Source organism: Litoreibacter sp., from assembly GCF_058136045.1.
Genome location: NZ_JBYVDD010000003.1, coordinates 58442 through 83893 on the forward strand (window position 1 = coordinate 58442; position 25452 = coordinate 83893).

A 25452-nucleotide genomic window follows, 5' to 3' on the forward strand; every position below is an offset into this window, starting at 1 on the left:
AGCCGTGCATCCCCCCACAATTCCCCCTAATTTCCTCCTCAAACTCAGGAGGTTCCCCTATGTCTGCATTGCTTGAAAACGTCGATCCCGACGGTCTGCGCGAATTCTCGGTGGTGTTCACCGACCGCTCCCTCAACTCTATGTCCAAGGCCTTCCAGCAGGTCATGACCGATATCTCGGGGATGTTGAAAGACGTCTATAACGCTGACAGCGTGGCTTTGATCCCGGGTGGCGGCACCTATGCGATGGAGGCCGTGGCGCGCCAATTTGCCCGTGATCAGCGCGCTTTGGTTGTGCGTAACGGCTGGTTCTCCTATCGCTGGAGCCAGATCATGGAAGCGGGTGGTTTGCCATCCGAGACCGCCGTGATGAAGGCCCGCCAAACTGGTAACGACACCCGCGCGCCGTTTCAACCCTGCCCAATTGACGATGTGGTGGCGCGTATCCGTGACGAGAAACCAACGGTGGTTTTTGCCCCGCATGTGGAAACCTCGGCCGGTGTGATCTTGCCCGATGACTATATCAAAGCCATGTCCGAGGCGGCCCATGAGGTCGGCGCGTTGATGGTTTTGGACTGCATCGCGTCGGGTTGTGCTTGGGTCGATATGAAGGCCACGGGCGTTGATGTGTTGATCTCTGCGCCGCAAAAAGGCTGGTCCGCCACGCCTTGCGCAGGCTTGGTGATGATGTCGGCGCGTGCGCGTGCCAAGATTGACGAGACGACATCAGACAGCTTTGCGATTGATCTGAAAAAATGGCTGGGGATCATGGAAATCTACGAGGGCGGGGGCCACGCCTATCACGCCACGATGCCCACGGACGGGTTGCGCGCCTTCCGCGATACGATGATCGAGACACGCGAATACGGCTTTGAGAAGTTGCGCGACGCGCAGTGGAAACTGGGCAATGGCGTACGGGCGATGATGGCGGCCAAGGGCATCACCTCTGTTGCCGCGGACGGGTTCGGCGCGCCGGGCGTGGTGGTCAGCTATACCGATGATGCGGGTGTGCAAAACGGGTCAAAATTTGCGGCTTTGGGCACGCAGATAGCCGCCGGAGTGCCGCTGCAATGCGATGAGCCGGATGATTTCCACACCTTCCGCATTGGGCTGTTTGGCTTGGATAAACTCTATGATGTGGACGCGACGCTGGCCTCACTGCAAGAGGTCGTGGACCAAGTGCTTTAATGCGCGCCAAGACCTAGTTTCATAAGGGTTTTTCGGATCGGGGCGGCATCATGTATCGCCCCGATACCTGCTGATCTTAGGTCGCGTATCCATGTGGCTTGAGACATCGAGGTGCGGTTCAATAGATCAATTCCGCTAACCCGCGCCCGCACTTCAAAGTGACGTTTTTTGCTATATATATCCAGCATTTCCTTGCCGCCAAGCGGGTGTATGCGCATCAATTCTAATAATTGAGATAAATCCGCCAAAGACATGTTTAATCCCTGCGCGCCAATGGGCGGGGCGACATGGGCGGCTTCTGCGATTAGGGCCACGCGCTCGGCGCTAAATCTGTCGGCCAATTGGGCGATGATTGGCCAAATTGTACGTTTAGAGGCCAAGGTAAGCGGGCCAAACAGGTGGCAAGATCGCTGCGACATTTCTGTATTGAAATCCTCAATGGAAAGAGCATTCAAGCGCGCGGCCTCGGGGCCTTTTTCCATCCAAACAATGGCAGAACTTGGCAGGCCATTATGATCGGGCAACGGGACCAGTGTGAACGGGCCACCCGTGCGGTGGATCTCGGTCGAGACGTTGTTGTGTGGGACCGGGTGCGTCACGGCAAAGGCCAGTGCCTTTTGTCCGTAGCGCGTTGTTTTTACCCCAATTCCCATGCTCTCGCGGATCAAAGAATTACGCCCATCAGCGGCGATAACCAGCTGCGCTGTGCGGGTTGTCCCATCGCTTAGCCACAGTTTAGCAGAGGCTGTGCGGGTGAAAATTTTAGTACAAGCGGTGCCGGGCAGGAACGTGACATTGGGCAGCTCGGCCAGTCTGGCGACAAGCTCGCGGCGGATCAGCCAATTGGGCAAGTTCCAGCCAAAGGGTTGATCTGAAATGTCGCTGGCATTGAAATCGCGCGTGGCGCGTGGGATGCCTGCATCACCGCCTGCATCAACAATTCGCATGGTCTCTAGGGCCATCGCATGCGGTGTCAGTTTGCTCCAAACACCGGCGGCCTCCAACACGGCTATGGCGGGTTGAAGAAACGCGGTCGAGCGTAAATCTGCGCCATCAATATCGCGCTCGGTAATTGGTGGGGCGGGGTCCACGCATGTAACGTTGTAGCCTTGGCTACCAAAAAGGCACGCTGCGGTTAAACCTGCAACGCCGCCACCGGAAATGAAGATATCGCTGTCCATAATGCGCACTTTATGCTGCCGGAGGCTGGGTGCAAGGTTAGTCGACCAGCTGGGTCAGAAAGCCGCGCAAATCATCGGTATGGTGTTCTATATGAGGCTCGGCTTGCGGATCGGGGGCAACGTGAACTGTGCGCATCCCCATGGCATGAGGCACGGCAAGGTTGCGTGGATCATCTTCAAACATCGCGGCTTGTTGTGGCTTTAGCCCGTCCGTAGTGAACACTTTTTCAAAGGCGACTCTATCTGGTTTTGGGTGAAAATCAGCGTGTTCTACGCCATAAAGTGCATCAAATATTCCAGATAAGCCACGGGCTTTTAAGACGTTTTCCGCGTAGGGGGCGGTCCCGTTTGTGTAGATTATCTTGCGCCCGGGCAGCTTGTTTATGGCATTCCGAAGAGCAGGGTCAGGGCTAAGGACAGTGAAATCAATGTCATGTACATCATGTAAGTACCCTTCCGGGTTTACACCGTGAACGCGCATCAAGCCCGCTAATGTGGTGCCATGATCGCGCCAATAGAGCGCGCGCAGGCGATCCGCCTCGGTGTGATCCACACTAAGTGTGGCCATGACCCAAGCGGTCATTCGGACTTCAATTTGATCAAACAAGCGCATATGGGGCGGGTAAAGCGTATTGTCGAGGTCAAAGACCCAAGTGTCGATGTGGGAAAAGTGAGTGGCTGGCATGATGCAATCTTAGCGTGCCGAGTGCCCGGTGCAACCGAAAGCGACGTGAAACTTGCGCATGGCGGGGGGCGACGCTAGCGTGGGTACGTCAAATTGAGGATCGCGGATAATGTCGATTGAGCTACCAGCTGCTAACGATGCTTACGGGCTAATTTTACACGCGATAGATACCGGGATTTACAAGCCGGGTAGTCGGTTGGTGGAAAGTGAACTGGCCGATCGTTTCGGGGTGTCACGCACGCCAATTCGGGAAGCCTTGCAGCGGTTGGAAACCCAGTCGATGCTGACCCGCGATGGGCGCTCGCTGATTGTTGCGTCGCTGGATCATAATCAGATGGCCGAACTGTACACCGTTCGTACGGCGCTTGAAGGATTGGCGGCTGAGTTGGCGGCCAAACATGCGGCAAGCGAAGAGGTTAAAGTGCTGTTCGCTATGGTGGCGGAGGATCGGGAGTTTTTGGAGGAGCCAGCAAAACTGGCTCAGGCCAACAGGCGGTTTCATCGTCAAATCCACCTAGCGTCGCACAATCGGTTTTTGGTGCAACAGTTGGACCTTGTTTATCGCTCAATGGCCTTGCTTGCGACCACATCACTGGCGGCCGAAGGGCGGGGGGAAGTGGCTTTGGCTGAGCATTTAGAAATCGTCAAAGCGATCGAGGCCGGTGACGGAGAGGGGGCGTCGCAGGCGTTGCGCAAGCATTTGTCAATTGCCTTCCAAACCCGATTGCAGATCGACGCCGGGTCTGTTGCCGCTGGTTGATGTCTCCGTCGCTCCTCCGAACATGCCGTGCTCGGTTTTGTCCCAGTAAAACGGGTTGAATAGCAGCTCTGACAGCCCTTTATAGGCGGCCAATGTGCCAAAGATAAAGTAGAGCGGGAGGGTTAATACCCACCCAATTCTGGGCCGTTTTTCTATTTTGGAAACTGCGGTGACAAAGACCGCAAGTGTAATGAGTTCTGCCGCGAAGAAGAATGCGCTGCTCGCTACAACCAAAGGTTTTGGCATCGGGTCGAATATTGGATTAGGCCAGCCAAACAGAAATGTTAGCAAGCTCCACCATAAAATTGGGGCGAGGAAAAAGGACGTGAGCGTGCTGAGAAACAACAGTTGAAAGCCTGCGAACTTTCGTGGGCCCAACTCGCGCCATAGTTGCCGGGGGCGGCGCATGTGAACGCACCATGTTACCGCATAGCCCTTGAGCCAGCGCGAGCGTTGCTTGATCCAGGGCCAAACCTTGCTGTTGGCTTCCTCATGGGTCACGGTCTCGATCATTTCGCATCTATAACCGCGCCGCGCCAAACGCATCCCAAGATCGGCATCTTCAGTGACATTATGAGCATCCCATGCCCCAAGTTTCAGCAGTAAATCACGGCGGAAAAACAAGGTGGTGCCGCCCAGTGGGATCGCGAAACCCAGTTTTTGCAAACCCGGCAGCATGACGCGAAACCAGCCTGCATATTCGAAGAAAAAACAACGAGATAGCCAATTGGTCTGGGCGTTATAAAAGCTCAAAACACCTTGAACACAGGCCAAATCTGACCCGCCATGAGCGAATTTTTTTGCGACATGGTGTAGCTGATCTGGGTCGGGGGCATCTTCCGCATCATAGACCCCAACGAGCGAGCCAGAGGTGAAATCCAGAGCATAGTTTAAGGCGCGGGGCTTGGTCTGTACCCCGCCCATGGGCACGCGAATAACGCGCATCCAACGTGGCAACCCACCGTGGGTCAAGGCCTCTTGGGTAACGGTATCATCGGCCTCAACAACGAGGCAAATTTCTAGCAATTCACGAGGGTAGGAAAGCCGCGCAAGCCGTTTAACCAAGGCGCCAGCAATATCGCGTTCGTGAAAAAGGGGAACAAGGATCGATATTTTCGGAAGCCGGCTTATGGGGGTTGGGCCGAAATCAGGAGGTGACGGCTTGGCTCGCAAGGCAATTACTGCGCAAATGGCCTTGAGCACAGCATTGCAAACCAAGGCTATGGTCGCGATGCCAAAGAGGGTCCAGATCAACCCGATTGGGGCATAGAGGGCTGTTGCGGTGGTTATTATGATAAAGACTGCCAGAACCCATGCCATCCCGGTTGTGGACCAATTGCGGCAACTGTCTTGCGGTGCGGTGCGTACTTCGGCCAATTCTGCCAGAGTTTTCCCCATATGGGTGTGTATTGCATCTTGCAGGTCATCATGCCGCGTCAACACAAATTGAGCGTCGCTTAACTCAAAGGGCAATTTGAGGCGGATGTCGGCGATGCGCTCCGGATGGGCGGTGGCAAACTTCACCACCTCACCTTGTTTGCGCCATGGAATGAAGCCCAGTCGCAGACAATCTTGCGCAGGGACGATGGGCATGAGTTGAGGGTCGGGGGGGGAGGCCGCGAGGTTTACCAAATGCGTGTTATGTTGCTTGGCAAGGATGCGCAGCACATCTTCCTCGGAAACGGACCCCCGGCCCACCAGTATTTCACCCAGCGGCACATTTTGGCGGGCTTGCAAAGCAAGGGCGGTGAGCAGTTCAGGAGAGGTGATCAGGCCTTGATCGAGCAATTGCTCGCCCAACAAGGAGCGAGGCGCTTTTGCACCGGGAAAATCATCGGTTAAATCGTCGTGCCACGCACGCACCTCTGCGCGCGCGCGCAACAAGCGCGGCGATTTCAGGGGCGCGTTCATCTCAGGTTTCTCCAGCAGCGCAGAACATGGCTGGACGATTGAGTGATTCCAGTTAAGGGGGCGTTAAGCGCCTACAGTTGTTTTCGCCGCCATGGCCTTGGCGAAGCGCTCGAACAGGTAGTAGCTGTCTTGCGGTCCGGGGGAGGCCTCGGGGTGATATTGCACTGAAAATACGGGGCGATCCGCCATGCGAATTCCGCAGTTAGACCCGTCAAACAGCGAGATATGTGTCTCTAGCACGCCTTCTGGCAAGGTTTGACTATCCACGGTAAAGCCATGATTCATTGAGGTAATTTCAACTTTCCCAGTGTCGAGGTCTTTCACCGGATGATTGGCACCGTGATGCCCGTGGTTCATCTTGATGGTCTTTGCCCCAAGCGCCAGTGCAAGCATTTGGTGGCCCAAACAGATGCCAAACACGGGGATATTTTTGGCAAGAACACCCTTGATCATCGGCACTGCATAGGTGCCAGTTGCCGCGGGGTCACCGGGGCCGTTGGATAGGAATACGCCGTCAGGATTATGGGCCATAACGTCTTCCACAGTGGCCGAGGCAGGCAGCACGGTAACGTCACAACCTGCGGAGGCGAGGCAGCGCAAAATGTTGCGCTTGGCGCCGAAATCAATCGCCACGACTTTATGGCCGGGCGTGGTGCGTTTGGTAAAGCCGTCGGGCCATGCCCAGCGTTGCTCGTCCCACGTGTAGGATTGCGCACAGGTGACCTCTTTGGCCAAATCAAGGCCTTCAAGCCCGGCGAAACCGCGCGCGGCTGCGACCAATGCTTCAAGGTCAAATTCGCCGTCGGGGTTATGGGCCATGGCCACATGCGGCGCACCTTGGGCGCGAATAGCGCGCGTTAGGCGGCGCGTATCAATCCCGCCAAGGCCAATGCGTCCGGTTTTGGTCAACCACTCGGTCAGCTCGCCAGTGGCGCGCCAGCTCGAGGCCGTCGTTGGGTCCCATTTGACCACCATGCCAGCGGCGACAGGATCAGCGGTTTCGTCATCCTCGGCGGTGACGCCAGTATTGCCGATATGAGGGAACGTGAAGGTCACGATCTGGCCTGCATAAGACGGGTCGGTCATGATTTCTTGGTAGCCAGTCATGGCGGTGTTGAAGCACAGCTCGGCGGTGGTTTGGCCTGTGGCCCCAAAGCCGTGGCCGTAAAAGACGGTGCCATCGGCCAGAACGAGACAGGCTGTCGGTTTGACGGTCATGGCGGCGACTCCAATTTGGCTGGGGCAAAACTTGCCGATATCTACGGGCGGGCGTGAGGGGCGTCAACCACCGCACGGAGATTGAGCGGGCCTTTTTTGCAAGGTGCAAAGCTGTTGTTGTGGTGTGGCGGGGTTTTCGCTAAAAGACGCGCCTTAAGGGTATCAGGGAAGGCACCTTATGACCAAAGACATGCGCACCAGCATTACAGATGCATTGAAAGAAGCGATGAAAGCCAAGGACGTGCTGCGTCTGGGGACTTTACGCCTGATTAATGCTGCGATCAAAGACCAGGACATCGCTTTGCGCGTGGATGGTAAAACTGTCTCTGACGCCGGTATTTTGGCGATTCTTGGCAAAATGGTAAAGCAGCGCCAAGAAAGCGCGCGGGCCTATGAAGAGGGCGGGCGGCTGGAACTGGCCGAGCGCGAATTGGCCGAGATCAAAGTGATTGGCACGTTCCTGCCCGCGCAACTTAGCGAGGCCGAGGCCGAGGCTGCCGTTGATGGGGCCATTGCCCAAACCGGCGCGGCAAGCATCCGTGATATGGGCAAGGTGATGGGTGTGCTGAAAGGCAAATACACCGGCCAGATGGATTTCGGCAAAGTTGGCCCGATGGTTAAGGCGCGGTTGGGGTAGTATGTATATCGTACGCACCCTCGCACGCCGCTTTAAGTCACTGCGCGGGATGACCATCGTCCATGTTGGTGCCCATAAGGGGCAAGAGGCCAGAATTTACGACCACTGGGGTGTCTCTACTGTCGTTTGGGTCGAGGCGGATCCGGCCCAGCTTCCGGGATTGGAAGCCGCGATTGCTGCTTCGCAAGCTGCGCCCCGGTCTTGGTTTGCACGCATAACGCGCGCGCCGAGAACCACCCATATCGTATTGAACGCGCTTGTCGGTGATGTGGACGGCGCGGATACGCCATTCTATTTGTTTTCCAATGACGGCATGTCCAGCTCGATCTTCATGAAGGCCTCAGACGGGGATGACCCGCAACCAACGGTGAATGCCACGGGGGAGGTGTTAAACCTAAAGATGCGCAGTCTGGATGTTTTGTTGCCCGAGGCCGGAATTGCGCTGAGCGATGTGGATGTTTTGGCGCTCGATATTCAGGGAGCTGAGTTATTGGCCCTGAAAGGTGCGGGAACATTGCTAAAAACGCTACGCTACATCGAAACCGAAATTTCAAAACTGCCCTTCTATGAGGGCGGTGTGCTGTTGGGCGAGTTGGAGCCGTGGCTGAACGCCTGCGCTTTTTACAATAAGACCTGGCTGCGCAGACCTTTCATGAACGCGGTGTTTATCCGAAAGGGTTAACGCGGGTGTTCTAACCGGACGGAATAGCCAAAAACCGCAGTTTTTCTTCCAACTCCGCCTTCAATATTTCCCGCTCTTCGGGCGTCAGGAATGCGCCTAGCTCTACCTCGCGCGGGCCACCGCGTAGGGTCAGATAGCTAGGGACGGGTTTGTCGTGGGTGATCACGTCCACCCAGTAGGGGTTGGCTTCCCAGTCTTGGCGCGACCCGTCGGGGTTTATGCGCACCAGCGTGATGCGATCGCGCCAGAGGCTTAGGTCTTCGAGCGTTTGACCCGAGCGGTAGCTGCGCATCAAGAAGAACCAGATGGCCGCGATTGTTCCAAGCAAGAAAGGCAGCAAAGCCCAAAGGGCAGGGGTTCCCAGCAGCGGCAGCAGCGGGGTGGCCAGCAAGATGCAGGTGGCTGCGATGAAGGTGACAAAGCCCGCGCGGGGTAGGGAGCGGTGCGGGTATAGGTGCACGCGGTAGAGCGGCGGGCGACCTTCATAAGTAGAAGGGGCCTCGGGATGATCCGAGGCCCCTTCGGGTAGAGTTATATGCTCAACTGGCATGGCTAGTGGCCGGGGGCTTTGTCCCAGTCCGACTGCTTGGGCAGGATTTCGAACGTGTGCTCTGGTGGAGGGCACGGCAAAGTCCATTCCAGTGTGTCAGCATATTCGTTCCAAGGGTTGTTCTCGGTCACGCGGCGGCCTCTGGTCAGTGTGTAGTACATGACGCCGATGAAGAAGATGAACGACGCGAAGGACAAGAACGCACCCCAGCTCGACACGTAGTTCCAGTAGGCAAAGGCCTCTGGGTAGTCGATATAGCGACGCGGCATGCCTTGGCGACCAAGGAAGTGCTGTGGGAAGAAGGTCACGTTGGCCCCGATGAACATCATCCAGAAGTGCAGTTTGCCTGCCCATTCAGGATACATCCGGCCCGACATTTTCGGCAGATAGAAGTAGATACCCGCGAAGATGCAGAACACGGCGCCAAGGCTCATCACGTAGTGGAAGTGCGCCACAACATAGTAGGTGTCATGGTAGGCACGGTCGATGCCAGCCTGTGACAGCACAACGCCGGTAACCCCGCCAACGGTGAACAGGAACAAGAAGCCAAAGGCCCAGAGCATCGGCGTTTTCATCTCGATCGAGCCGCCCCACATGGTGGCAATCCACGAGAAGATCTTGATGCCGGTTGGCACCGCGATCACCATAGTGGCCATCATGAAGTAGGACTGCTGCGACAGGCTCATGCCGACGGTGTACATGTGGTGTGCCCAGACAACAAAGCCAAGCGCGCCAATTGCAACCATCGCATAGACCATCGGCAAGTAGCCAAACACGGGCTTCTTAGAGAAGGTCGCGATGATGTGGCTGATGATGCCAAAGCCCGGAACGATGATCATATACACTTCCGGGTGGCCAAAGAACCACAACAGGTGTTGGTACAAGATCGGGTCGCCGCCGCCTTCCGCTTGGAAGAACGTGGTGCCAAAGTTGCGGTCTGTCAGCAACATGGTGATGGCGCCAGCCAGAACCGGCAGGGACAAAAGGATCAACCATGCGGTGACAAAGATCGACCATGCAAACAGCGGCACCTTATGCAGCGTCATGCCCGGTGTGCGCATGTTAAGGAAGGTGGTGATCATGTTGATCGCGCCCAAAATGGACGAGGCACCAGACATGTGAACCGCGAAGATGGCGAAGTCCATCGACATGCCAGCCTCATTGGTGGACAGCGGCGCATAGAGCACCCAACCCACGCCAGAGCCAAGCTGGTCATTGCCGCCCGGTGTGATCAGCGAGCAAACCGCCAGTGAGCAACCCGCGACATACATCCAGTAAGACAGGTTGTTCATCCGTGGGAATGCCATGTCAGGCGCGCCGATTTGCAGCGGCATGAAGTAGTTGCCAAAGCCGCCAAACAGGGCGGGGATCACCACGAAGAACATCATGATAATGCCGTGGCCCGTGATCAACACGTTCCACAGGTGTCCGTTCGGGGTACAATCGGCCACCGCGGCTGCGAATAGGCGAGGGCCCTCCAGGCACATGTATTGAACGCCCGGCTCCATCAGTTCCATCCGCATGTAAACGGTGAACAGAACAGAGACCAAGCCCATCAGGCCGGCGGTGAAGAGATACAAGATCCCGATGTCTTTATGGTTTGTCGACATGAACCAACGGGTAAAGAATCCCCGTTCGTCGTGATCGTGCCCATGGGTGGCTGCGTCCGCCATGCGTTTCTCCCGTTTCCACTCGTGTATTGTGTGAGGCTGTTGGCCCTCACGCGTAAGGCAGGACTGAATCGTCCCGTTATTATCAGACTGTTTTACGGGCGATAGGCGCGCGGAGCAATGTTACAACTGCCCTTCACGCGCGCAAAATGTCGCATTCTGGTGCGAAATGTATCCAAGTGTAACGCAAGACCCCATGCAAATGCGCAAATCAGAGCTTTAAAACCTAACCCCTCTCGCGGATTTTGTGAAAAGGCCCGCATCGGGTAGACTGTGCGGATTATTTTACAGATTTGGAGTTTGCCATGCAATTATCCGTCAAGAATGCCGCTGAATTGGCCGAGCAAAGCTATCTGATTGCCGATAGAATTAAACGCGGGCGGGTCCCGCCCGAGGTCAAAGCCCACATCAACCGCAAGGGCGCGCAGGCCTATATGATGAAGCGTGGGGTCTTGGTGGTCCCCGGCTCAAACGAGTTGCTGGACTGGTTTCGCAACTTTGATATCTACCGCATTATGGGGCGCAATTACCGACGCGATGAGCGCGGCAAGGGCCGGACCGGTGCGGTGTTTCATGCGGGATTTCTGCGCCATGCCACTACGCTTTATGCCTTCGCTAAGGAAAATAACGCGCAATACGTGATTGGCCATTCACTGGGGGCGGCGACGGCGCAAATTCTGGGCACGTCGCTGGGCATACCTGCGGTGGGTTTTGCGTCACCGCGCGTTAAAAGAGGGCGCAGGAAACTGAAAAACGAGAGCAAAGTTCTTAATATTTGCAGGATGGACGATCTGGTAACGCGGTTGCCCCCCAGCGAAGCGGGGTTTCGCCGCTTGGGGCTGTCGGTTCGCATGACGCCTGCGGTGACCAATCCGGGGCTGGATCACTCGATGACGCATTACTTGCAGGCGCTAGACGATCACGTTGGCGCGCCGGGGTTGCCCAAACGCTGGCCTGCTTAAAGGTTGGCCCGCTTAAAATACCTGCCTAAAACTGCGCGCCAAAGCGTCGTCCACGTCGCCCATTGTTACGGGCAGGCCCAAATCTACCAGCGAGGTAACCCCGTGCTGAGTGATGCCGCAGGGCACGATGCCGCTGAAATGTTCCAGATCCGGCTCCACGTTGATCGACAGCCCGTGATAGCTGACCCATTTGCGCAGACGCACGCCGATGGCGGCGATTTTATCCTCGGCCAAGGCACCGTCCGCTTGTAGTGGCTTGTCGGGGCGCTCGACCCAGACACCGACGCGGCCCGCGCGAATGTGACCCGTGACGTTGAATTCGGCGAGGGTGGCGATGATCCAGTGCTCTAGCTGTTGCACATATTTGCGCACATCGCGGCCGCGCGCATTCAGGTCAAGCATCGCATAGGCGACCCGCTGGCCGGGGCCGTGGTAGGTGTACTGCCCGCCGCGCCGGGTTTGATGCACGGGGAAGCGGTCGGGGGAGACCAGATCGGCCCGATTGGCAGAGGTTCCCGCCGTATAGAGGGGCGGGTGTTCAACCAGCCAAATACATTCCGGCGCGTCGCCGCGATGAATGGCGGCAACGCGGTCTTCCATGAAGCGCTCGGCCTCTTTGTAATCGGTTAATCCGTCGGTTTTTATCCATTCAACCATGCGCAGCGCCTTTGTTGCTTGGGCTTGGGCGCGTTTTCACGCCTTTTTCCTAGGTCTCACGTAAAACTACATGTTACTATAGAGCAGATATTATAGTCTCGTTCTTGGAGGAAATGCATGTTTTTTAAAAATATTACAATGGCTTGTGCCGCTGTCGCGATGATTACAGTCCCGGCGAGTCGCGTGTCGGCTGGCAGTGGGGATTTCGCAGCAGGCATCGTGGCGGGGGTCGTTGGCTCCGCAATTGTGCGCAATGCGGGTAAGAAAAAGCGCGTTGTGCGCCGGAAAACCTATCGGAAAACCACCAGATCATCGGTTCCGTCCTATGTGCGTCAAGAACGGCGCGACATTCAAAGCTCATTGAATTACTTCGGCTTTCCTGCGGGCTCACCCGATGGGGTTTTGGGGCGTAAATCACGGGCGGCGATTTCCAACTACCAAGCGCATATGGGCTACCCCGCGACTGGCCAGTTGACTGACTATGAGAAGAATTTTCTGTTGCAAAGCCACAACCGCGCCTTGGCTGGCGGAGTGGTGACGAACCAGCAAATCGCGGCTAGCCCAACCGGTCCGCGCGGGCTTTTGACCACCTACCGTACCGAGGCCGCTGGCCTTGCTGGCGCGACTTTCGCGGTGGCTCCGGCGGCGACAACTGTTGTCGCGGCACCGCAGCCGCAAGTTTTGCAGCCTCAAGTTTTGGGCGGCACGACCACCACCACAACGACTGTAACGGCAGTTGCCGGGGCGGCGGGTCTTGGTGCTGCTGCTGCGGGCGGTGGCTCGGCTTTACCAAGCTTCATGGCGCAGACCACTGTGGTGTCACTGGCATCGCATTGTAATCAGGTGTCGCTGCTGACCTCGACCAACGGCGGGTTTATGACGGCCGAGACCATGGTTGATACCAATCTGGCGCTGAACGAGCAGTTCTGTCTTGCGCGGACCTATGCGATTTCCGAGGGCGAGCAACTGGTCGCTAAAATCCAAGGCTTCACCCCGGCGCAAATTACCCAGCAGTGTGAGGGCTTTGGTCCTGCGTTAAAAGAATATGTCGCCGCGATGTCGCTGAAGCCGCATACGGCAGTGCTGCAAGATGTGTCCGGCTTTGTGCTAAAAACCGGTATGTCGCCGGTTCAACTGGCAGGCACCGCCAAAATTTGTCTGTCGGTGGGGTATCGTACGGACAATCTGGATGTGGCCATCGGCTCGGCGCTGTTGCTGACGGTTCTGGGCGAGGCGGTTTATAGCGAATTGATGGGGCATCACTTGGCGCAGGGCTTCGGGGTGTCTAAGCGCACCGATCTGGCGCTGCCATGGTATGACATGGGCCTAAGCGCGATTGAGGGCGGGGCTACAGCGGTATTCGCACCGGGCCAGCCAGAGCGTAACGCCTTGTTGCGCAAGGCGTCTTTCTCGCTGGGTAGCAACACCCAGCCAGTGCCATTGGTGCAACCTGCATCACTGTTGCCGATCTTCAAGGTCGACCAGTAAAGCATCAGTTTTAAGTATAAAGTTGGCGAAGAACAGGCCGGGGGTGCGATGCGCCTCCGGCCTTTTTCATGCGTGGTGATTTAGCGCTTCACAAGGGCCATCGGGCAGGCTAGAACGCCGCCCACATCCCCTCGATGTTTTTGCGGTCGTGGCGGAATTGGTAGACGCGCAGCGTTGAGGTCGCTGTTCTGTAACAAGAGTGAGGGTTCGAGTCCCTCCGACCGCACCAAAGATCTTTCGTGCAACGTCAGATGACTTTGACCTTTGCGTCAACGACTGACCCAATTTCGGGAAATGTTGTAAAGCTGCTATTTGTCCAGAATGCAGCGAAGGTCACTAAAGAGCCCAGTTTTACTGATGCTGCGTTGTGGACGAGTGACCACTTTGGTGCAGATGGAAGATCCTGTATAGGGCATCGATCAAGGCAAAGGGAGAAGACTGATAAACGTTCAGACTAGATCCAACAATGCGCTGTGACAGCCGCGACATCTTTCAATCTCCCGATCAACGTTTTTTTCTGCTGCTCCCGTGAAACCGAAATGCTCTGCGAAATTCGGTCCTCTCCCGCAAAGCGTTATAAGTCGAGCAAGCAAAGTAATGCCTTCTTTGCACGTTTCTAGAAGCTCCCATCCAGTTCCCAGATAGCGCCCCTTCGAATTCCCTTCGAAGTTCTTGTAAGGGCCGCGCCATTCTCGTTTTTTGCCTGCGCCTTTTGCCAAGTCGTGCGCAAGGTTTTCATCACGTATAAGCAATAGAGTTACTGTTTTCGGTTCCTTGATCCATTTATTCAGATCGTCTTTCCAATCATTAAAAGGTCCGCAATATTCAGGATGCTTCCACCTGTTGGCTAACGAGTGGTGTTTTTTAAAATTCTTGAGGGAAAGTGCGGCTTCGACACCATCAGCCAGTTTCGCTACACCTAAGTTCAAGCTATCGCGATAGGTCCAGAAAACATTGTTTATCGCCTGCTGGACATCGCTTGGGTATTCTACGCCAAGGAGGCTTGGACGAGACATGAATTCTTCCACGAAAGCATAATCAACACAAAGTGACTTAAATATTCTCTCAAAATTATCAAGGAATTCAAAGTAATCAGGAACTTTCTTAGGGGGCTCTGTTTTCATGCAGGTGAAACACCACATCAGTGTGCCCTCTTTGATATAAGAAACTATGTTCCCGAGGTTTCAAGAATTGCATAATAGACTCATTTTACTCATCTTGAAAGTCCGCTTCAGTTTATGAGCCATCATTGCTTGCTGAGGAGCCAATGGCAGCAAAGTCCCCCACTGCCGACCTCCGCCCATACCACGCCGAATGTCCGGTCTGGGTCAGAATTGCTTGACGTTTGGGCCAATATTGCGTGACCCGGGCTCCTGTTAAGATTCAGAAAACCCGCTGCATCGAGTCAAAGATGCGCGACGTTCCACACTTTCGTGCAACGAAAGGGCAATCCCTTTCGCGGGATTTCACTGGGCGGCAGTCGTTTCGCAGAAACGATGAGAGCTTTGACGGTTCTAGGTTCGTCCGGCCATCTGCACCATTTTTATTTGGCCTACCGCCTTCGGCTACTTGAGGCCGTGTAGGTTCTAGGCTTCTCCATTCTCCTGCACCATTTCCTATCTCGCGGCGCAAGGCGCTTCCGATGGGGCGGGCTGGCCGCCCGAAGCGCAGTTGCGCTTTTTGGGGGATGGTTTCCAGGGTTGTTTTAACAACTGCACGACAAGCTCTTTGCGCAGCAAAGGGCATTTCCTTTGAATAGAGCTTTGACCGCATTAAGTTTGTCTGATGGGGGCATTAATATTGTCTTACGGCGCAAGGCGCTTCCGCCAGGGGCCTGATGGCCTGCGAGCGGTTGCTCGTTTGGGCGCGCGTATTTTAGGTCCGGCGGGTCAATGGCGCGCTCCCCCGCATGACATGTGGTTGCCAGCGAGAGGGGAGCGCGTTCAGCTTAAAATTGTAGGAAATACGCCGCATTTGCGCCGAATGTTGTGGTGCCCTCTGAGGTGCGTGAAATGTCGGCCCCGAGCGACAATGCACCCGCGTCGCTGATGATATTCACGCCGCCGCTTAGGCGCGGGGCGGTGAAGTTGGTGATATTGCCGAAGCCGTCATCGCTGCGTACAAAATCGACCTCGAACCCGGCGTGGGGCAGGTAGGTTTTGCCACCTTTCTCAACCGGGTTGAAGTTGACCGAGGCCCCAATCGTGGTGACGAAAGCGTCAATCGTGGTGGCACCATAGGCAACGACGGGGAAGGGGGCCACGCTGGTGAAGGCGGGTAAATCCTCGCGAATGGACGCGATGGAGATGAACGGCGAGACCAGAGCGTTCTCGAGGAAAATGCTGCCGGACAGTGTGAGGTTGCCAAATATCTTGTCGCCAGAGAACTGCCCGCCATCGACGTCATAATTCGGTTTGCCGAAGGCTGCGAACCCGTCAAGGCTGAGGGTCTCGGACAATTGTGCAGAGAAGTAGGGGCCAAAAGACAAGGCTTTGGTTTTGATCCGTTGGCCGCTTGGGATGGTGATGCTGGAGACGCTATAGCCGGCAATCACCCCGACGATTAAGGAATCCCCGACCAAGGCGTCTGCCCCGAACAGCAGGTTTGTGGAGTCACCTGAATAAGTGCCATTTAGCGTTTTAGTGTCCAACGACCCCCAGACCGAGGATAGCCCGTTCCATGAGGGTGCATCTTGAGTGGTCAGGGTGGTGGCGTCTTGCCGTGTGGACGGTGCACCCACTGCACCTCGCCGCTGGGCGATGGCTTTGCGGTATAGGGAAAACTCTGACCCAATGGTGGCCTCGGTTACTTCCGAGGACGGGCTGAGCGTCCCGTAACCTACCATTTGCGCAGAGGCCATTTGGGGCAGGGCGAAAAGGGACGCAAGGAGTGAAACGGTTAAAGCTGTGTGTCGCTTGGGTAAAAAATCGAGCATGAAATGACCTTAGGTTGAAATGCTTGCCCTGAGGATACCCTATCCGACGGGAATTTTCCACCAAATGCTTATAGAGAGCGAGGTTTTGCTCAAAGCTGTGGCGCTTTGCTTGCAGTGCGGAATCCTGTTCGGGAAACAGAGCGTTTCCCAACGCGGCGTTAATGCCCCGAAATTGCCATGCTTGGAGATGTAACTGCCCGTTTTGGGACAAATTTGCTGCGTAGGTCATTGTGCAATTACTTTGCATATCAGGTTTTCAAATGTCGCAGCACCACGTCTTGATCAGGCCAGATTCCCAGCTTTCCGTTTCGCGCTCCCGCACGCATAAGCCGTGCTTCGCGCTTGGCACCAAGATTTTGACGCCGATGGGGGATCGGCTCATTCAGGACCTTAAGGTCGGTGATTTGGTCGAGACGTTGGACGATGGGGCGCAGCCAATTCGGGCCATGGGCACACGTCGCTTCGAGGCGCTGGAAGACGTGGCCCCGATCCGCTTTAAGGCGGGGACGCTCAACAATGAGCATGACTTGTGTGTCACACCGGGACACCGCATCCGGTTTGCCGGTTGGCAGCCAGATCTGTTGTTTGGTGAATGGGAGGTGCTGGTCGCGGCGCGTGATTTCGTCAACGGCGTCACCGTGACGCGCGACGTGGGCGGGATGGTGCGCTATCTCTACCTCAGCTTTGACGCGCACCACATCATTTTTGCCGAGCGGGTTCCCGTCGAGAGTTTTCAGCTATCAAGTCAGCCCTTGAAAGGTCAGAGCGCCAAAAGCAAGCTGGCGTTCCCACCGTTGCAAGACCATGAAGCGCAGGTGCTTTTGCGCTCGTATGCTAAGGCAAAAGAGACAGCCAGACCCACACGGTGAGCACCGAGAGCGCGGTCGAGACCAACACCGCCGAGGCCGCGACCCGCTTGCCGACACCATACATATTGGCGAAGACATAGGCGTTCACACCCGGTGCCATGGCGGCGGTCAGCACGGCGGAACGGAACGCGCCGGTGGACAGGCCGACAGCACCGCCGATGAGCCATGTCAGGCTGGGCTGCACCACAAGCATCAACGCGCAAATCATGATGACCGGCCCGATGTCGCCCTCGATTTTGTAGCGCGCCAAGATGCCGCCCAAGCCAAAGATCGCAGCAGGCAAGGCGGCGCGGATCATCAAGTCAATCGCGTCGGTGAGCACGCCGGGCAGGGGCAGCGAGGTGAGGTTGACCACAAAGCCAAGCGCGATGCCGATGATCAGCGCGTTATGCGTGATAGCGCGCCAGACGGCCTTGAAGGTGTGCCAGACGCCGCCACCTTTATTGCGCACGATTTCCATGGCGGTGATGCCGATGCCATAGCAAATCGGCGCGTTCACCGCGATCAACGCATAGTTCGGCGACAGGGCGTCCGCGCCATATGCGCGCTCGGTGATCGGCAGGCCCAACAGCACCGAGTTGGAGAACATTGCGCAAAACCCGATGGCGATGCTGTCTTCCCATGGCCGGTTGAACAGGTAGCGCCCGCCGAGGCTGCCAAGGGCGAAGCATAGGATGGCGGGGATGTAGAAAGACGACAGCAGGCGTGGCTCGAAATAGACGCCCAGTTCCAGGTCAGCGATGCCGCGAAACAACAGACACGGGATGGCGAAGGTCTGGGTGAATTTCATCAACGCGTCTGCACCCTCATTCGAGAACAGCTCTCGTTTGACCGCTATGTAGCCCGCACCGATAACCAAAAAGACCGGCAAAATGACTTCAAGCAATGCGATCATGGCTAGGTATCCACTTCAATCAGCATGCCGTCATAGGCTGGGGTAATATGGTCCGGGGTCTCGGCCTCTAGCGTGGCGTAGTCCAGATCAATATGCATGTTGGTGATCACCGCGCGTTTGGGCGCGAGCGTTTCGATCCAGCCCAGCGTGTTTGCCAGATGGGAGTGGCTCGGGTGCGGTGTGCGACGCAGCGCGTCGATGATAAAACAGTCGAGGCCTTGCAGCGCGGCCCATGTCTCGTCGTAGAATTCCGCCACATCGGGCAGGTAGGCAACGCCGCCGATGCGAAATCCAAGCGCGTCGATGGTGCCGTGGTTTGCCCTGAACGGGGTCAGGGCGATGGTGCCACCGGCGCCGGTGATCTCGACCACATCGCGGATGGAATTGAGGTTCAGGATCGGCGGATAGGGCGAGCCTTCGGGCTGCACGAACGCATAGCCAAACCGCGAAATCAGGCTGTTGGTGGTATCCCCATCGGCCCAGACATTCAGCCGTTCTTTCATGTTGAAAACGATCATGCGCAGGTCATCAAGCCCGTGAACATGGTCCGCATGCGCATGGGTATAGATCACGCCGTCGAGCCGCCCGATCTCGGCGTCTAGAAGTTGTGAGCGCAGGTCGGGGGAGGTGTCGATTAATACGGTGGTCGTGCCGTCAGGGCCAATTTGCTCGATCAGCAGGGAGCAGCGGCGACGGCGGTTCTTGGGGTTGTTCGGGTCGCAATCGCCCCAGTGCCCGCCAAGGCGCGGGACACCGCCGGACGAGCCACAGCCGAGTATGGTAAAGCGGCGCTTCACTTGGCTTTCCAGAACAGGCGCTCGAAATTGGCTTGGGTCTGCGCGGCGAAATCAACGTACTCCAGCCCAAATACTTCCGCGCCGATGCGCGCGGTATAGGCGGAATAGCCCGGCTCGTTGCGCTTGCCGCGATAGGGCGGCGGCGCAAGGTAGGGGCTGTCGGTTTCCACTAAAATGCGGTCCAGCGGCGCGGCGGCAAAGATGTCGCGCAGGTCTTGGGATTTGGGGAAAGCTGCAATGCCGGACATCGACAGATAGAAGCCTAAATCTAGCGCCGCTTGGCCCAGCTCTTTGGACGACGAGAAGCAGTGCATGACGCAAGTGTATGCGCCTTTGGCGTGCTCGTCGGCCAAGATACGGGCCATGTCGTCATCGGCGGCGCGGGCATGAATAATCAGGGGCAGCTTGGTTTGGCGTGCGGCCTCTATGTGGACCAGCAGGCTTTCCTTTTGGATGCCCATGCTTTCAGCGGTGTAGTGGTAATCCAGACCCGTTTCGCCGATGCCGACAAATTTCGGGTGTTCTGCCAAAGCGACCAGTTCCTCGACCGTGGCCAAAGGCTCCTCGGCGGCACTCATCGGGTGGGTGCCTGCGGCGTAGTATACTGACGGGTGCGCCTCGGCGATGGCGCGCACTTGCGGCTCTAGGCGCAGGCGCGTGCAGATCGTGACCATGCGCGTCACGCCAGCCTCGTGGGCGCGGGCGATGATGTCTGGAAGCTCGCCCTCGAAGTCGGGGAAATCCAGGTGGCAGTGGCTATCAGTGATCTGTGCTGTATTTGGGGGCGTGCTCATTTTCGGCCTCGTTCAGGCCGCAGTTTTCGCGGCCACGTCATTCATTGCCAGAACCATATCAAGGACCAGCGCGGAAGGGTCAAGGTTCACCGCACGCCCGTGTTGCGCCCGTGACGAAATATTTGCGGAGACTTCCGCCCATGCGCGCGCAGCATTTGCATCCGGTGACAGGCGCTTGAGGGTGGCCAATTCATTCGGCGCGGCCTCGGTTTGGGGCAGGTCCAGACCTGCGCGCGCCAGCCGCGATAGCAGCATGTCGGTCAGGCGCAGCATCAACTCGAAACGGGCGTCTTGCCCTCGGGCGGCGGCCTTTTCGCCAAGCGAGATCATTGCGGGACGGTCGAGTTTCGGGAAGGTCGAGGCAATCGCCACAAGGTCGCGGTACACGTCCAAGCCGCCCAAGTTTAGCATCCGCAGCGCCTCACCGACCGAGCCGCCGGACAACTCCGCCAGCGCGGGGCCATGGGGGCCGACGTCTGCACCGGTGGCGGTAAGCGCGGCGGACATATCATCCGCCCCGAGGCTTGCGCAGCGCAATTCGCGACACCGCGAGCGGATGGTTGGCAGCAGTCGCGACGGCTGGTGACTGATGAGAAATAACAGCGCGTTGGCGGGGGGCTCTTCGAGGACTTTCAGCAGGGCATTCGCCGCGGCGACGTTCATCTCGTCGGCGGCGTCGATGATAACGATGCGCCGCCCGCCCTCGGTGGCCGATAGCGAGAAGAAGCCTTTGAGCTTGCGGACCTCATCCACGGTAATCTGTTGTTTGAACTTCTTTTTGTCGGCGTCATAGGGGCGCTTGAGCACAAATAGACCCGGCTCGCTGCCAGCGTTCATACGGGCAGCAACTGGGTGGTTTGGGTCCACGTCCAAAGAGGTCGGCATCGGCGGGGCACCAAACATATCATCATCGCGGGCAGGCGGGTTCACGAGCAGAAATTTCGCCAGTTTCCATGCCAAAGTGGCTTTGCCAATGCCGCGCGGGCCGGTGATCATCCACGCATGATGCAAGCGCTCGCCGGTGAACGCGTCCATGAAGGATGCCTCGGCGGCCTGTTGTCCGATCAGCGTCGCGGTTTCACGCGGATGTGGTGCGCCGTCGATTTGGTCGGATTGTGGAAGGACGTCGTCACTCATGTGTTTGTCGCCAGATAGGTATCGACCAATGTGGCTATGTCGCGGCCCACATCTTGCGCGCCGCGTGTGCCATCAATCAGGCGGGTGCGCTTGGGGAAATCTTGTGCGAGCGCCAGAAAACCCGCACGGAGCTTGTGCTGGAAATCAGCGCCGAAGTCCTCGAAACGGTCCTCGCCCGAGCCGCGCGCAAGGCCGCGTTCCAAGGCCACGTCGGGGTCCATGTCGATGATCAACGTCAGGTCCGGCTCACGGCCAATCATCTGGCTGTGAAGGCTGTCGACGGTGGCGCGAAGATCGCCGCGTGTGGCACCTTGATAGACGCGGGTACTGTCGGCAAAGCGGTCGCAAATCACGATTTTTCCAGCTTCTAGGGCAGGGGCGATGGTGCGCTCCAGATGGTCACGACGCGCGGCGGTGAATAGCAAAATTTCGGTCTCGGCAGACCAGCGGCCCGGTTCGCCCTCGACCAAAAGGCGGCGAATATCTTCGGCCCCGGGCGAGCCGCCGGGCTCGCGGGTGAGAACCACGTCGTGGCCTGCGGCCTCTAGGTGGCCAGCCAACAGGCGCGATTGGGTGGATTTCCCAGAGCCGTCAATGCCCTCGAATGTCAAAAACAACCCGCTCAAAACATGGTCGCCGCTTGGCCGGTAAGTTGGCGAAATAACACGGTGGCAGCGGTGCGTACGCGAACCATAAAGCCGCCGGAGGTGACCGTCTCAGTGGCCACAAGGGGGTGAGATGCATCGCCGATGCCGGGGACGCTGACGATGAGCTCGGCGACTTTATCACCGGCTTGAATAGGGGCGTTCAACGGGCCTTGATACTGAATTTTAGCGGTGACGCCGTTTTTTTGCAGCACCGGCACCAATATTTTGATGTCCTCGATGCTGGCCATGCCAACGGTGGCGGCAGAGCCCATCCAAACCTCGGCTTGGGCCATTATAACGCCTTGCTCAGCCAGTTGTTGCTCGGCGAATTGGCGAAAAGCCCAATTGGTGATGCGTTCGCTCTCAGTCGCCCTGTCTTGCTGGCTGGCGAGGCCCGAGAGCACGAAAATAATGCGCCGTGTCCCCTGCTTGGCAGAGCCGACCAAACCGTAGCCTGCCTCGGTGGTGTGGCCGGTTTTCAGCCCGTCTGCGCCAATGCCGAGCTTGAGGAGCGGGTTGCGGTTGAAGCGGTTGTCGGGGGCGCGATTGTCAAAGGCGAACTCGGTTTCAGCGAAGTAGCCGTAGTACTGCGGGAAGACGGTAATCAGGCGTTTGGCCAAGATAGACAGGTCGCGCATCGACATGCGTTGACCGGCGGCGGGCCAGCCGTTGGAGTTGGCAAAGGTCGAGTTGGTCATGCCCAATTCTTGTGCGCGCAGGGTCATCATCTGGGCAAACCCGCGCTCGGTCCCATCGTGGGAAATGGCTTCGGCCAGAACCGCGGAGGCGTCGTTTCCTGACAGCACGATGACCCCTCGGATGAGATTTTCAACCGAGACCCGGTCACGGGTGTTGAGAAACATCGTCGAGCCGCCGTAATTCTGGGCGTGCTGGGAAACGGGCAAGCGTTGGTCCAGTGACAGGCGCCCATCCTCCAAGGCCTCAAACGCCATGTTCAACGTCATCAGCTTCGACATAGAGGCCGGTGGTAGGGCCATATCTGCATTCTTTTCCATCAGGGTTAAGCCTGTACTCAGATCAAGAACGATGGCAGATTTTGCCGATATTTCAAAGGCATGCACGGAAAAACTAATGTTAATAGCGCAGGCGGTGATGGCGAAAAACGAGGCGGCGCGGGGACCCATGACGGCTCCTTTATATATGGTCGGTCTTGAGTTAGTTGGTCACAAAGTAGGCATCGTTAAAGCCTAGAGTTTTGATCTTTTTCAGTAAGGTCGCGCGTTCGGAAGACGTGCCGGAGGGGCCAACGATGACCCGCCAGAACTTCTTGCCTTGGCTTGTGCCTTGCTTAACCGAAGGCAAAATTCCGATGCCGCGCAGGGATGTCGCGGTGTTATCGGCGTTCTCTTTTACCGAGAAAATACCGATCTGGATGAAAGGTTTTGCAAGGCCAGATGCTTTGCGAACTGGCGCTGGTGCAGGCGAAACTGGTTTTGGGGGCGGCGCTATGGTCGCGGGGGGCGTTTCAGTTTTCTTAATCGCGGCTTTGGCCTTGGCGATCGGGTCTAGAGGTTTTGCTTCAATCGCGTCTGGTGGGGGCAGGCTTTCGATTCCTGTCGGCCCCGAGATTGCGGGTTGCGCCACGGGGACAGTCTCTTTGCGCAGGGCGACAACGCTCATTTTCGTGGGCTGCCCAGCAATGAGGCCCAAAGCCTGTGCGGCGTCGGACGACATTTGCAATTTTGGGCCCGGGTTGTCACGTTCGCGACGAAATAATGCACCAATGACGGTTTTATTGTTGGACAGGTTGCGAACAACGACCCGCTCCGGGTTTTTGACGCCGGGGTAGGCCACCCAAACACCGCCAAGCGACGGACGCCCGTCCCAAAGCCCGTCTTCTGTTGCTTGAAATACTTTTGGGGCCTCAACTTCACGCTCGATCAAGTCGACATTGCCCGTTGCATCTTCTTGCAACACCTCGGAGTCAAAAGTTTCTTTTTTCTTCAGGAAGTCAAAGCCTTGACCGTCCTCACAGGCTGTCAAAGCGATTGTGGTTCCAAGTAAAAACGCCACGCGTCGCAGTCGTATCACAATAAGATCTTTTCCCAACATCTCGCCCTTTGCCCGCTGCGCAGTTCAACGCTTTCATGGCTGCTTTGCGCAGCTTTTTTCATATGCCCCCCTAAGTGGGGTGCCTCTTTGTGGGCACCCTATTGAATAATCTGGATTTTGCAAAGCGATCCCTTGCCCGTCGGCAATAATTGGCGTGAAATAATGAAGCATCAGGGGGTTTCAGAATCGAACTTCAAAGGGTAAGTCACCCAAGTCGGAGGAGTGGCAGAGTGGTCGAATGCACCGGTCTTGAAAACCGACGAGGGTGAAAGTCCTCCCAGGGTTCGAATCCCTGTTCCTCCGCCACGGCCTTCTGGTAGCGGCTTGTTTTTAAAATATAATACCTCAAGGTGGGGCGAGTGATCCCCCGCTTGATCCCCCATGTCATTCTGGAACTGTGCGGGACTTAGCGGCGTTTGATCTGTAAGTCACCGAACTCTAAAGAGGCCGCCAGAGCCAACCTCATAGCAGAATCAAAACAGACTTACGGTAAAGTCTTTGGCTATCTCGGCTCTTTGACCGACTTCGGAAAAGCCCAATAAAGCCTTAGAGGTGTTATTATTCCACAGTAATGCCTTGCATGATCTTATCTGTTTCAGACAAGATTTAGATGATGCGTTGATAATGGCGGATATCGTCAAAGCTAAGTTCGTGGGTTTTGCGGTCTTTTAGCCATTTCTGTGCGGGCTGATAGCCACCGATGTAGAAACTCCATGCCAGTTCGGCGATGTCGTCAAAGTACTGACCTTCATTGATCCAAACCTTGCCATCTTCAAAGCGGGGTTTGTCCACCACACCATCGCCATCACCGATAAACGGATAGGGCGTGTGGCCAATGGCGGCGGGTTCCATCAAGTGCAGGCGGCGTATTTGCTGGCCTGCCTGCGAGATTTGCCAGAACTGGTCGGGGGTGGTGGGCCACGAGATGCGCGGAAAGTCGATTTTCAGGAATTCACGATAGGTTTCGCGGTACTCAGGGCAATACAGCACGCCATAAGGGAAAACGGTCAATCCAGCGGGCGCGTGCTAATCACGCTATTTGTGCTATTCGGCCCGTGTTAATCATAATGGCGAGAGTGCTTATTGGGTCTCTTCCCCTATCCTCCAGAGCAATCTACGTGTCTTTAATCTGGTCGCGCATCTGTTTTTTAAGCAAAGCCTTCTGAAAAGCCTTTAGTGCAGAACCATGCCCTTGATGAAATGCAATGGATTTACCGTCGTTAAAGCGTACCAAGTAAGTCGCGGTTTTCTTTTTCCGCCCACCGAATGCAGCGCCAACAATCAAACCAACACCACCAGTAAGCAAACCAGCACCTACAGCCCACGCGGCGGTTGTACCAAGCGAACGGTAATTCTCTTCTGTTACTTCTTGCACCTCGGCGACATCATCAGGGGTGTAGACAATAATGATTTTAGTGATCTACTTAGTCTCAGTGCGCTGGAAACAATAGCCATGTGCTAGGGATGTTTTTAGTTTTATGTCCCCGATACCGTCTGACGCTTCAATTACTTTTGTCATTATTTTTTACCTATAGAACTCTAATGCAATTTATATGCTGTACTATACCCATACGTTTCACGTTATGCTTGATTTACAATATGTGTATTTGGAGTAATGGAAATTGCGACATACAAACAAATGGCGCTTGCAAGACGTAATGCTGCAAGCGCCCAATGTTTAGCTTTTTACCCCGTCACAATTCGATAGGCTTCTTTC

The 25452-nt window shown here is 56.5% G+C and carries 24 protein-coding genes, 2 tRNA genes and 1 pseudogene; 9 read left to right on the forward strand and 18 right to left on the reverse strand.

The window, feature by feature from the left end; genetic code table 11:
- The first annotated feature begins 59 nt into the window (after positions 1-59).
- Positions 60-1187 (forward strand): aminotransferase class V-fold PLP-dependent enzyme, encoded by a 1128-nt coding sequence (locus tag AC3Y7R_RS01630; protein ID WP_490040262.1) that lies wholly within the window; start codon positions 60-62, stop codon positions 1185-1187.
- On the opposite strand, the gene AC3Y7R_RS01635 is transcribed toward AC3Y7R_RS01630, so the two are convergent.
- A complete protein-coding gene (locus AC3Y7R_RS01635; RefSeq protein WP_490040263.1) occupies positions 1184-2368 on the reverse strand; it encodes a UbiH/UbiF family hydroxylase in 1185 nt (394 codons plus the stop codon). The two genes, AC3Y7R_RS01630 and AC3Y7R_RS01635, sit on opposite strands and share 4 nt — an antisense overlap.
- Positions 2369-2405: 37 nt before the next feature.
- Positions 2406-3053 (reverse strand): pyrimidine 5'-nucleotidase, encoded by a 648-nt coding sequence (locus tag AC3Y7R_RS01640; protein WP_490040264.1) that lies wholly within the window; start codon positions 3051-3053, stop codon positions 2406-2408.
- A 109-nt stretch (positions 3054-3162) separates the two neighbouring features.
- On the opposite strand from AC3Y7R_RS01640, the gene AC3Y7R_RS01645 reads away from it, so the two are divergent.
- Entirely contained in the window at positions 3163-3813 is a 651-nt protein-coding gene (locus AC3Y7R_RS01645; protein ID WP_490040265.1) for a GntR family transcriptional regulator, read from the forward strand.
- On the opposite strand, the gene AC3Y7R_RS01650 is transcribed toward AC3Y7R_RS01645, so the two are convergent.
- Both AC3Y7R_RS01650 and carA read right to left on the reverse strand, forming a co-directional pair.
- Complete coding sequence (locus AC3Y7R_RS01650; protein ID WP_490040266.1) at positions 3757-5724, reverse strand: glycosyltransferase family 2 protein; 1968 nt, start codon at positions 5722-5724, stop codon at positions 3757-3759. The two genes, AC3Y7R_RS01645 and AC3Y7R_RS01650, sit on opposite strands and share 57 nt — an antisense overlap.
- 63 nt (positions 5725-5787) lie before the next feature.
- Entirely contained in the window at positions 5788-6942 is a 1155-nt protein-coding gene (gene carA / locus AC3Y7R_RS01655; RefSeq protein WP_490040267.1) for a glutamine-hydrolyzing carbamoyl-phosphate synthase small subunit, read from the reverse strand.
- A 178-nt stretch (positions 6943-7120) separates the two neighbouring features.
- Between carA and AC3Y7R_RS01660 the strand changes: the two genes are divergently transcribed.
- Together AC3Y7R_RS01660 and AC3Y7R_RS01665 are read left to right on the forward strand one after the other, a co-directional pair.
- Complete coding sequence (locus AC3Y7R_RS01660; RefSeq protein WP_490040268.1) at positions 7121-7579, forward strand: GatB/YqeY domain-containing protein; 459 nt, start codon at positions 7121-7123, stop codon at positions 7577-7579.
- A 1-nt stretch (position 7580) separates the two neighbouring features.
- Positions 7581-8261, forward strand: coding sequence for an FkbM family methyltransferase (locus AC3Y7R_RS01665; protein WP_490040269.1), 681 nt, complete (start codon positions 7581-7583; stop codon positions 8259-8261).
- Positions 8262-8271: 10 nt separating this feature from the next.
- Here AC3Y7R_RS01665 and AC3Y7R_RS01670 read toward each other — a convergent pair whose 3' ends face one another.
- Entirely contained in the window at positions 8272-8811 is a 540-nt protein-coding gene (locus AC3Y7R_RS01670; RefSeq protein ID WP_490040270.1) for a DUF2244 domain-containing protein, read from the reverse strand.
- 2 nt (positions 8812-8813) lie between these two features.
- Complete coding sequence (ctaD, locus tag AC3Y7R_RS01675) at positions 8814-10484, reverse strand: cytochrome c oxidase subunit I (protein ID WP_490040271.1); 1671 nt, start codon at positions 10482-10484, stop codon at positions 8814-8816.
- Between the two features lie 302 nt (positions 10485-10786).
- Here ctaD and AC3Y7R_RS01680 point away from each other — a divergent pair, with 302 nt between their 5' ends.
- Positions 10787-11443, forward strand: coding sequence for a lipase family protein (locus AC3Y7R_RS01680; protein ID WP_490040272.1), 657 nt, complete (start codon positions 10787-10789; stop codon positions 11441-11443).
- 12 nt (positions 11444-11455) lie between these two features.
- On the opposite strand, the pseudogene lipB reads toward AC3Y7R_RS01680, so the two are convergent.
- Positions 11456-12112 (reverse strand): annotated as a pseudogene (gene lipB, locus AC3Y7R_RS01685) (lipoyl(octanoyl) transferase LipB); the annotation flags it as partial.
- A gap of 105 nt (positions 12113-12217) precedes the next feature.
- Between lipB and AC3Y7R_RS01690 the strand changes: the two are divergent.
- Both AC3Y7R_RS01690 and AC3Y7R_RS01695 read left to right on the forward strand, forming a co-directional pair.
- On the forward strand, positions 12218-13588 hold the full coding sequence (locus tag AC3Y7R_RS01690) for a peptidoglycan-binding domain-containing protein (protein WP_490040273.1): 1371 nt from the start codon (positions 12218-12220) through the stop codon (positions 13586-13588).
- Between the two features lie 142 nt (positions 13589-13730).
- Positions 13731-13817 (forward strand) — tRNA-Leu (locus AC3Y7R_RS01695).
- 220 nt (positions 13818-14037) lie between these two features.
- On the opposite strand, the gene AC3Y7R_RS01700 is transcribed toward AC3Y7R_RS01695, so the two are convergent.
- Complete coding sequence (locus AC3Y7R_RS01700) at positions 14038-14712, reverse strand: hypothetical protein (protein WP_490040274.1); 675 nt, start codon at positions 14710-14712, stop codon at positions 14038-14040.
- An 824-nt stretch (positions 14713-15536) separates the two neighbouring features.
- Positions 15537-16523, reverse strand: coding sequence for an autotransporter outer membrane beta-barrel domain-containing protein (locus AC3Y7R_RS01705; protein WP_490040275.1), 987 nt, complete (start codon positions 16521-16523; stop codon positions 15537-15539).
- A 260-nt stretch (positions 16524-16783) separates the two neighbouring features.
- Here AC3Y7R_RS01705 and AC3Y7R_RS01710 point away from each other — a divergent pair, with 260 nt between their 5' ends.
- Positions 16784-17392 carry a Hint domain-containing protein gene (locus AC3Y7R_RS01710; RefSeq protein ID WP_490040276.1) on the forward strand — a complete coding sequence of 203 codons (609 nt, stop codon included), beginning with the start codon at positions 16784-16786 and terminating at the stop codon, positions 17390-17392.
- Here the strand turns inward: AC3Y7R_RS01710 and AC3Y7R_RS01715 are convergent.
- Genes AC3Y7R_RS01715 through AC3Y7R_RS01745 form a run of 7 tightly spaced genes read right to left on the reverse strand, consistent with a single transcriptional unit; the run spans position 17358 to position 23714 of the window.
- A complete protein-coding gene (locus tag AC3Y7R_RS01715; protein WP_490040277.1) occupies positions 17358-18287 on the reverse strand; it encodes an AEC family transporter in 930 nt (309 codons plus the stop codon). The genes AC3Y7R_RS01710 and AC3Y7R_RS01715 overlap by 35 nt on opposite strands.
- A 2-nt stretch (positions 18288-18289) precedes the next feature.
- Positions 18290-19084 (reverse strand): MBL fold metallo-hydrolase, encoded by a 795-nt coding sequence (locus AC3Y7R_RS01720; protein WP_490040278.1) that lies wholly within the window; start codon positions 19082-19084, stop codon positions 18290-18292.
- Complete coding sequence (locus tag AC3Y7R_RS01725) at positions 19081-19878, reverse strand: TatD family hydrolase (RefSeq protein WP_490040279.1); 798 nt, start codon at positions 19876-19878, stop codon at positions 19081-19083. The genes AC3Y7R_RS01720 and AC3Y7R_RS01725 overlap by 4 nt, the downstream gene beginning before the upstream one ends.
- A gap of 12 nt (positions 19879-19890) precedes the next feature.
- A complete protein-coding gene (locus tag AC3Y7R_RS01730; protein ID WP_490040280.1) occupies positions 19891-21015 on the reverse strand; it encodes a DNA polymerase III subunit delta' in 1125 nt (374 codons plus the stop codon).
- A complete protein-coding gene (gene tmk / locus AC3Y7R_RS01735) occupies positions 21012-21641 on the reverse strand; it encodes a dTMP kinase (RefSeq protein WP_490040281.1) in 630 nt (209 codons plus the stop codon). The genes AC3Y7R_RS01730 and tmk overlap by 4 nt, the downstream gene beginning before the upstream one ends.
- Positions 21638-22807, reverse strand: a complete 1170-nt coding sequence (locus AC3Y7R_RS01740) for a D-alanyl-D-alanine carboxypeptidase family protein (protein ID WP_490040282.1) — start codon at positions 22805-22807, stop codon at positions 21638-21640. The genes tmk and AC3Y7R_RS01740 overlap by 4 nt, the downstream gene beginning before the upstream one ends.
- Before the next feature lie 31 nt (positions 22808-22838).
- Positions 22839-23714, reverse strand: coding sequence for an SPOR domain-containing protein (locus tag AC3Y7R_RS01745; RefSeq protein WP_490040283.1), 876 nt, complete (start codon positions 23712-23714; stop codon positions 22839-22841).
- A gap of 237 nt (positions 23715-23951) precedes the next feature.
- Here AC3Y7R_RS01745 and AC3Y7R_RS01750 point away from each other — a divergent pair.
- A tRNA-Ser gene (locus AC3Y7R_RS01750) sits at positions 23952-24041 on the forward strand.
- Positions 24042-24341: 300 nt separating this feature from the next.
- Here AC3Y7R_RS01750 and AC3Y7R_RS01755 read toward each other — a convergent pair.
- Positions 24342-24746, reverse strand: coding sequence for a type ISP restriction/modification enzyme (locus AC3Y7R_RS01755; RefSeq protein ID WP_490040284.1), 405 nt, complete (start codon positions 24744-24746; stop codon positions 24342-24344).
- A gap of 103 nt (positions 24747-24849) precedes the next feature.
- Entirely contained in the window at positions 24850-25110 is a 261-nt protein-coding gene (locus AC3Y7R_RS01760) for a hypothetical protein (protein WP_490040285.1), read from the reverse strand.
- Positions 25111-25452: the final 342 nt, after the last annotated feature.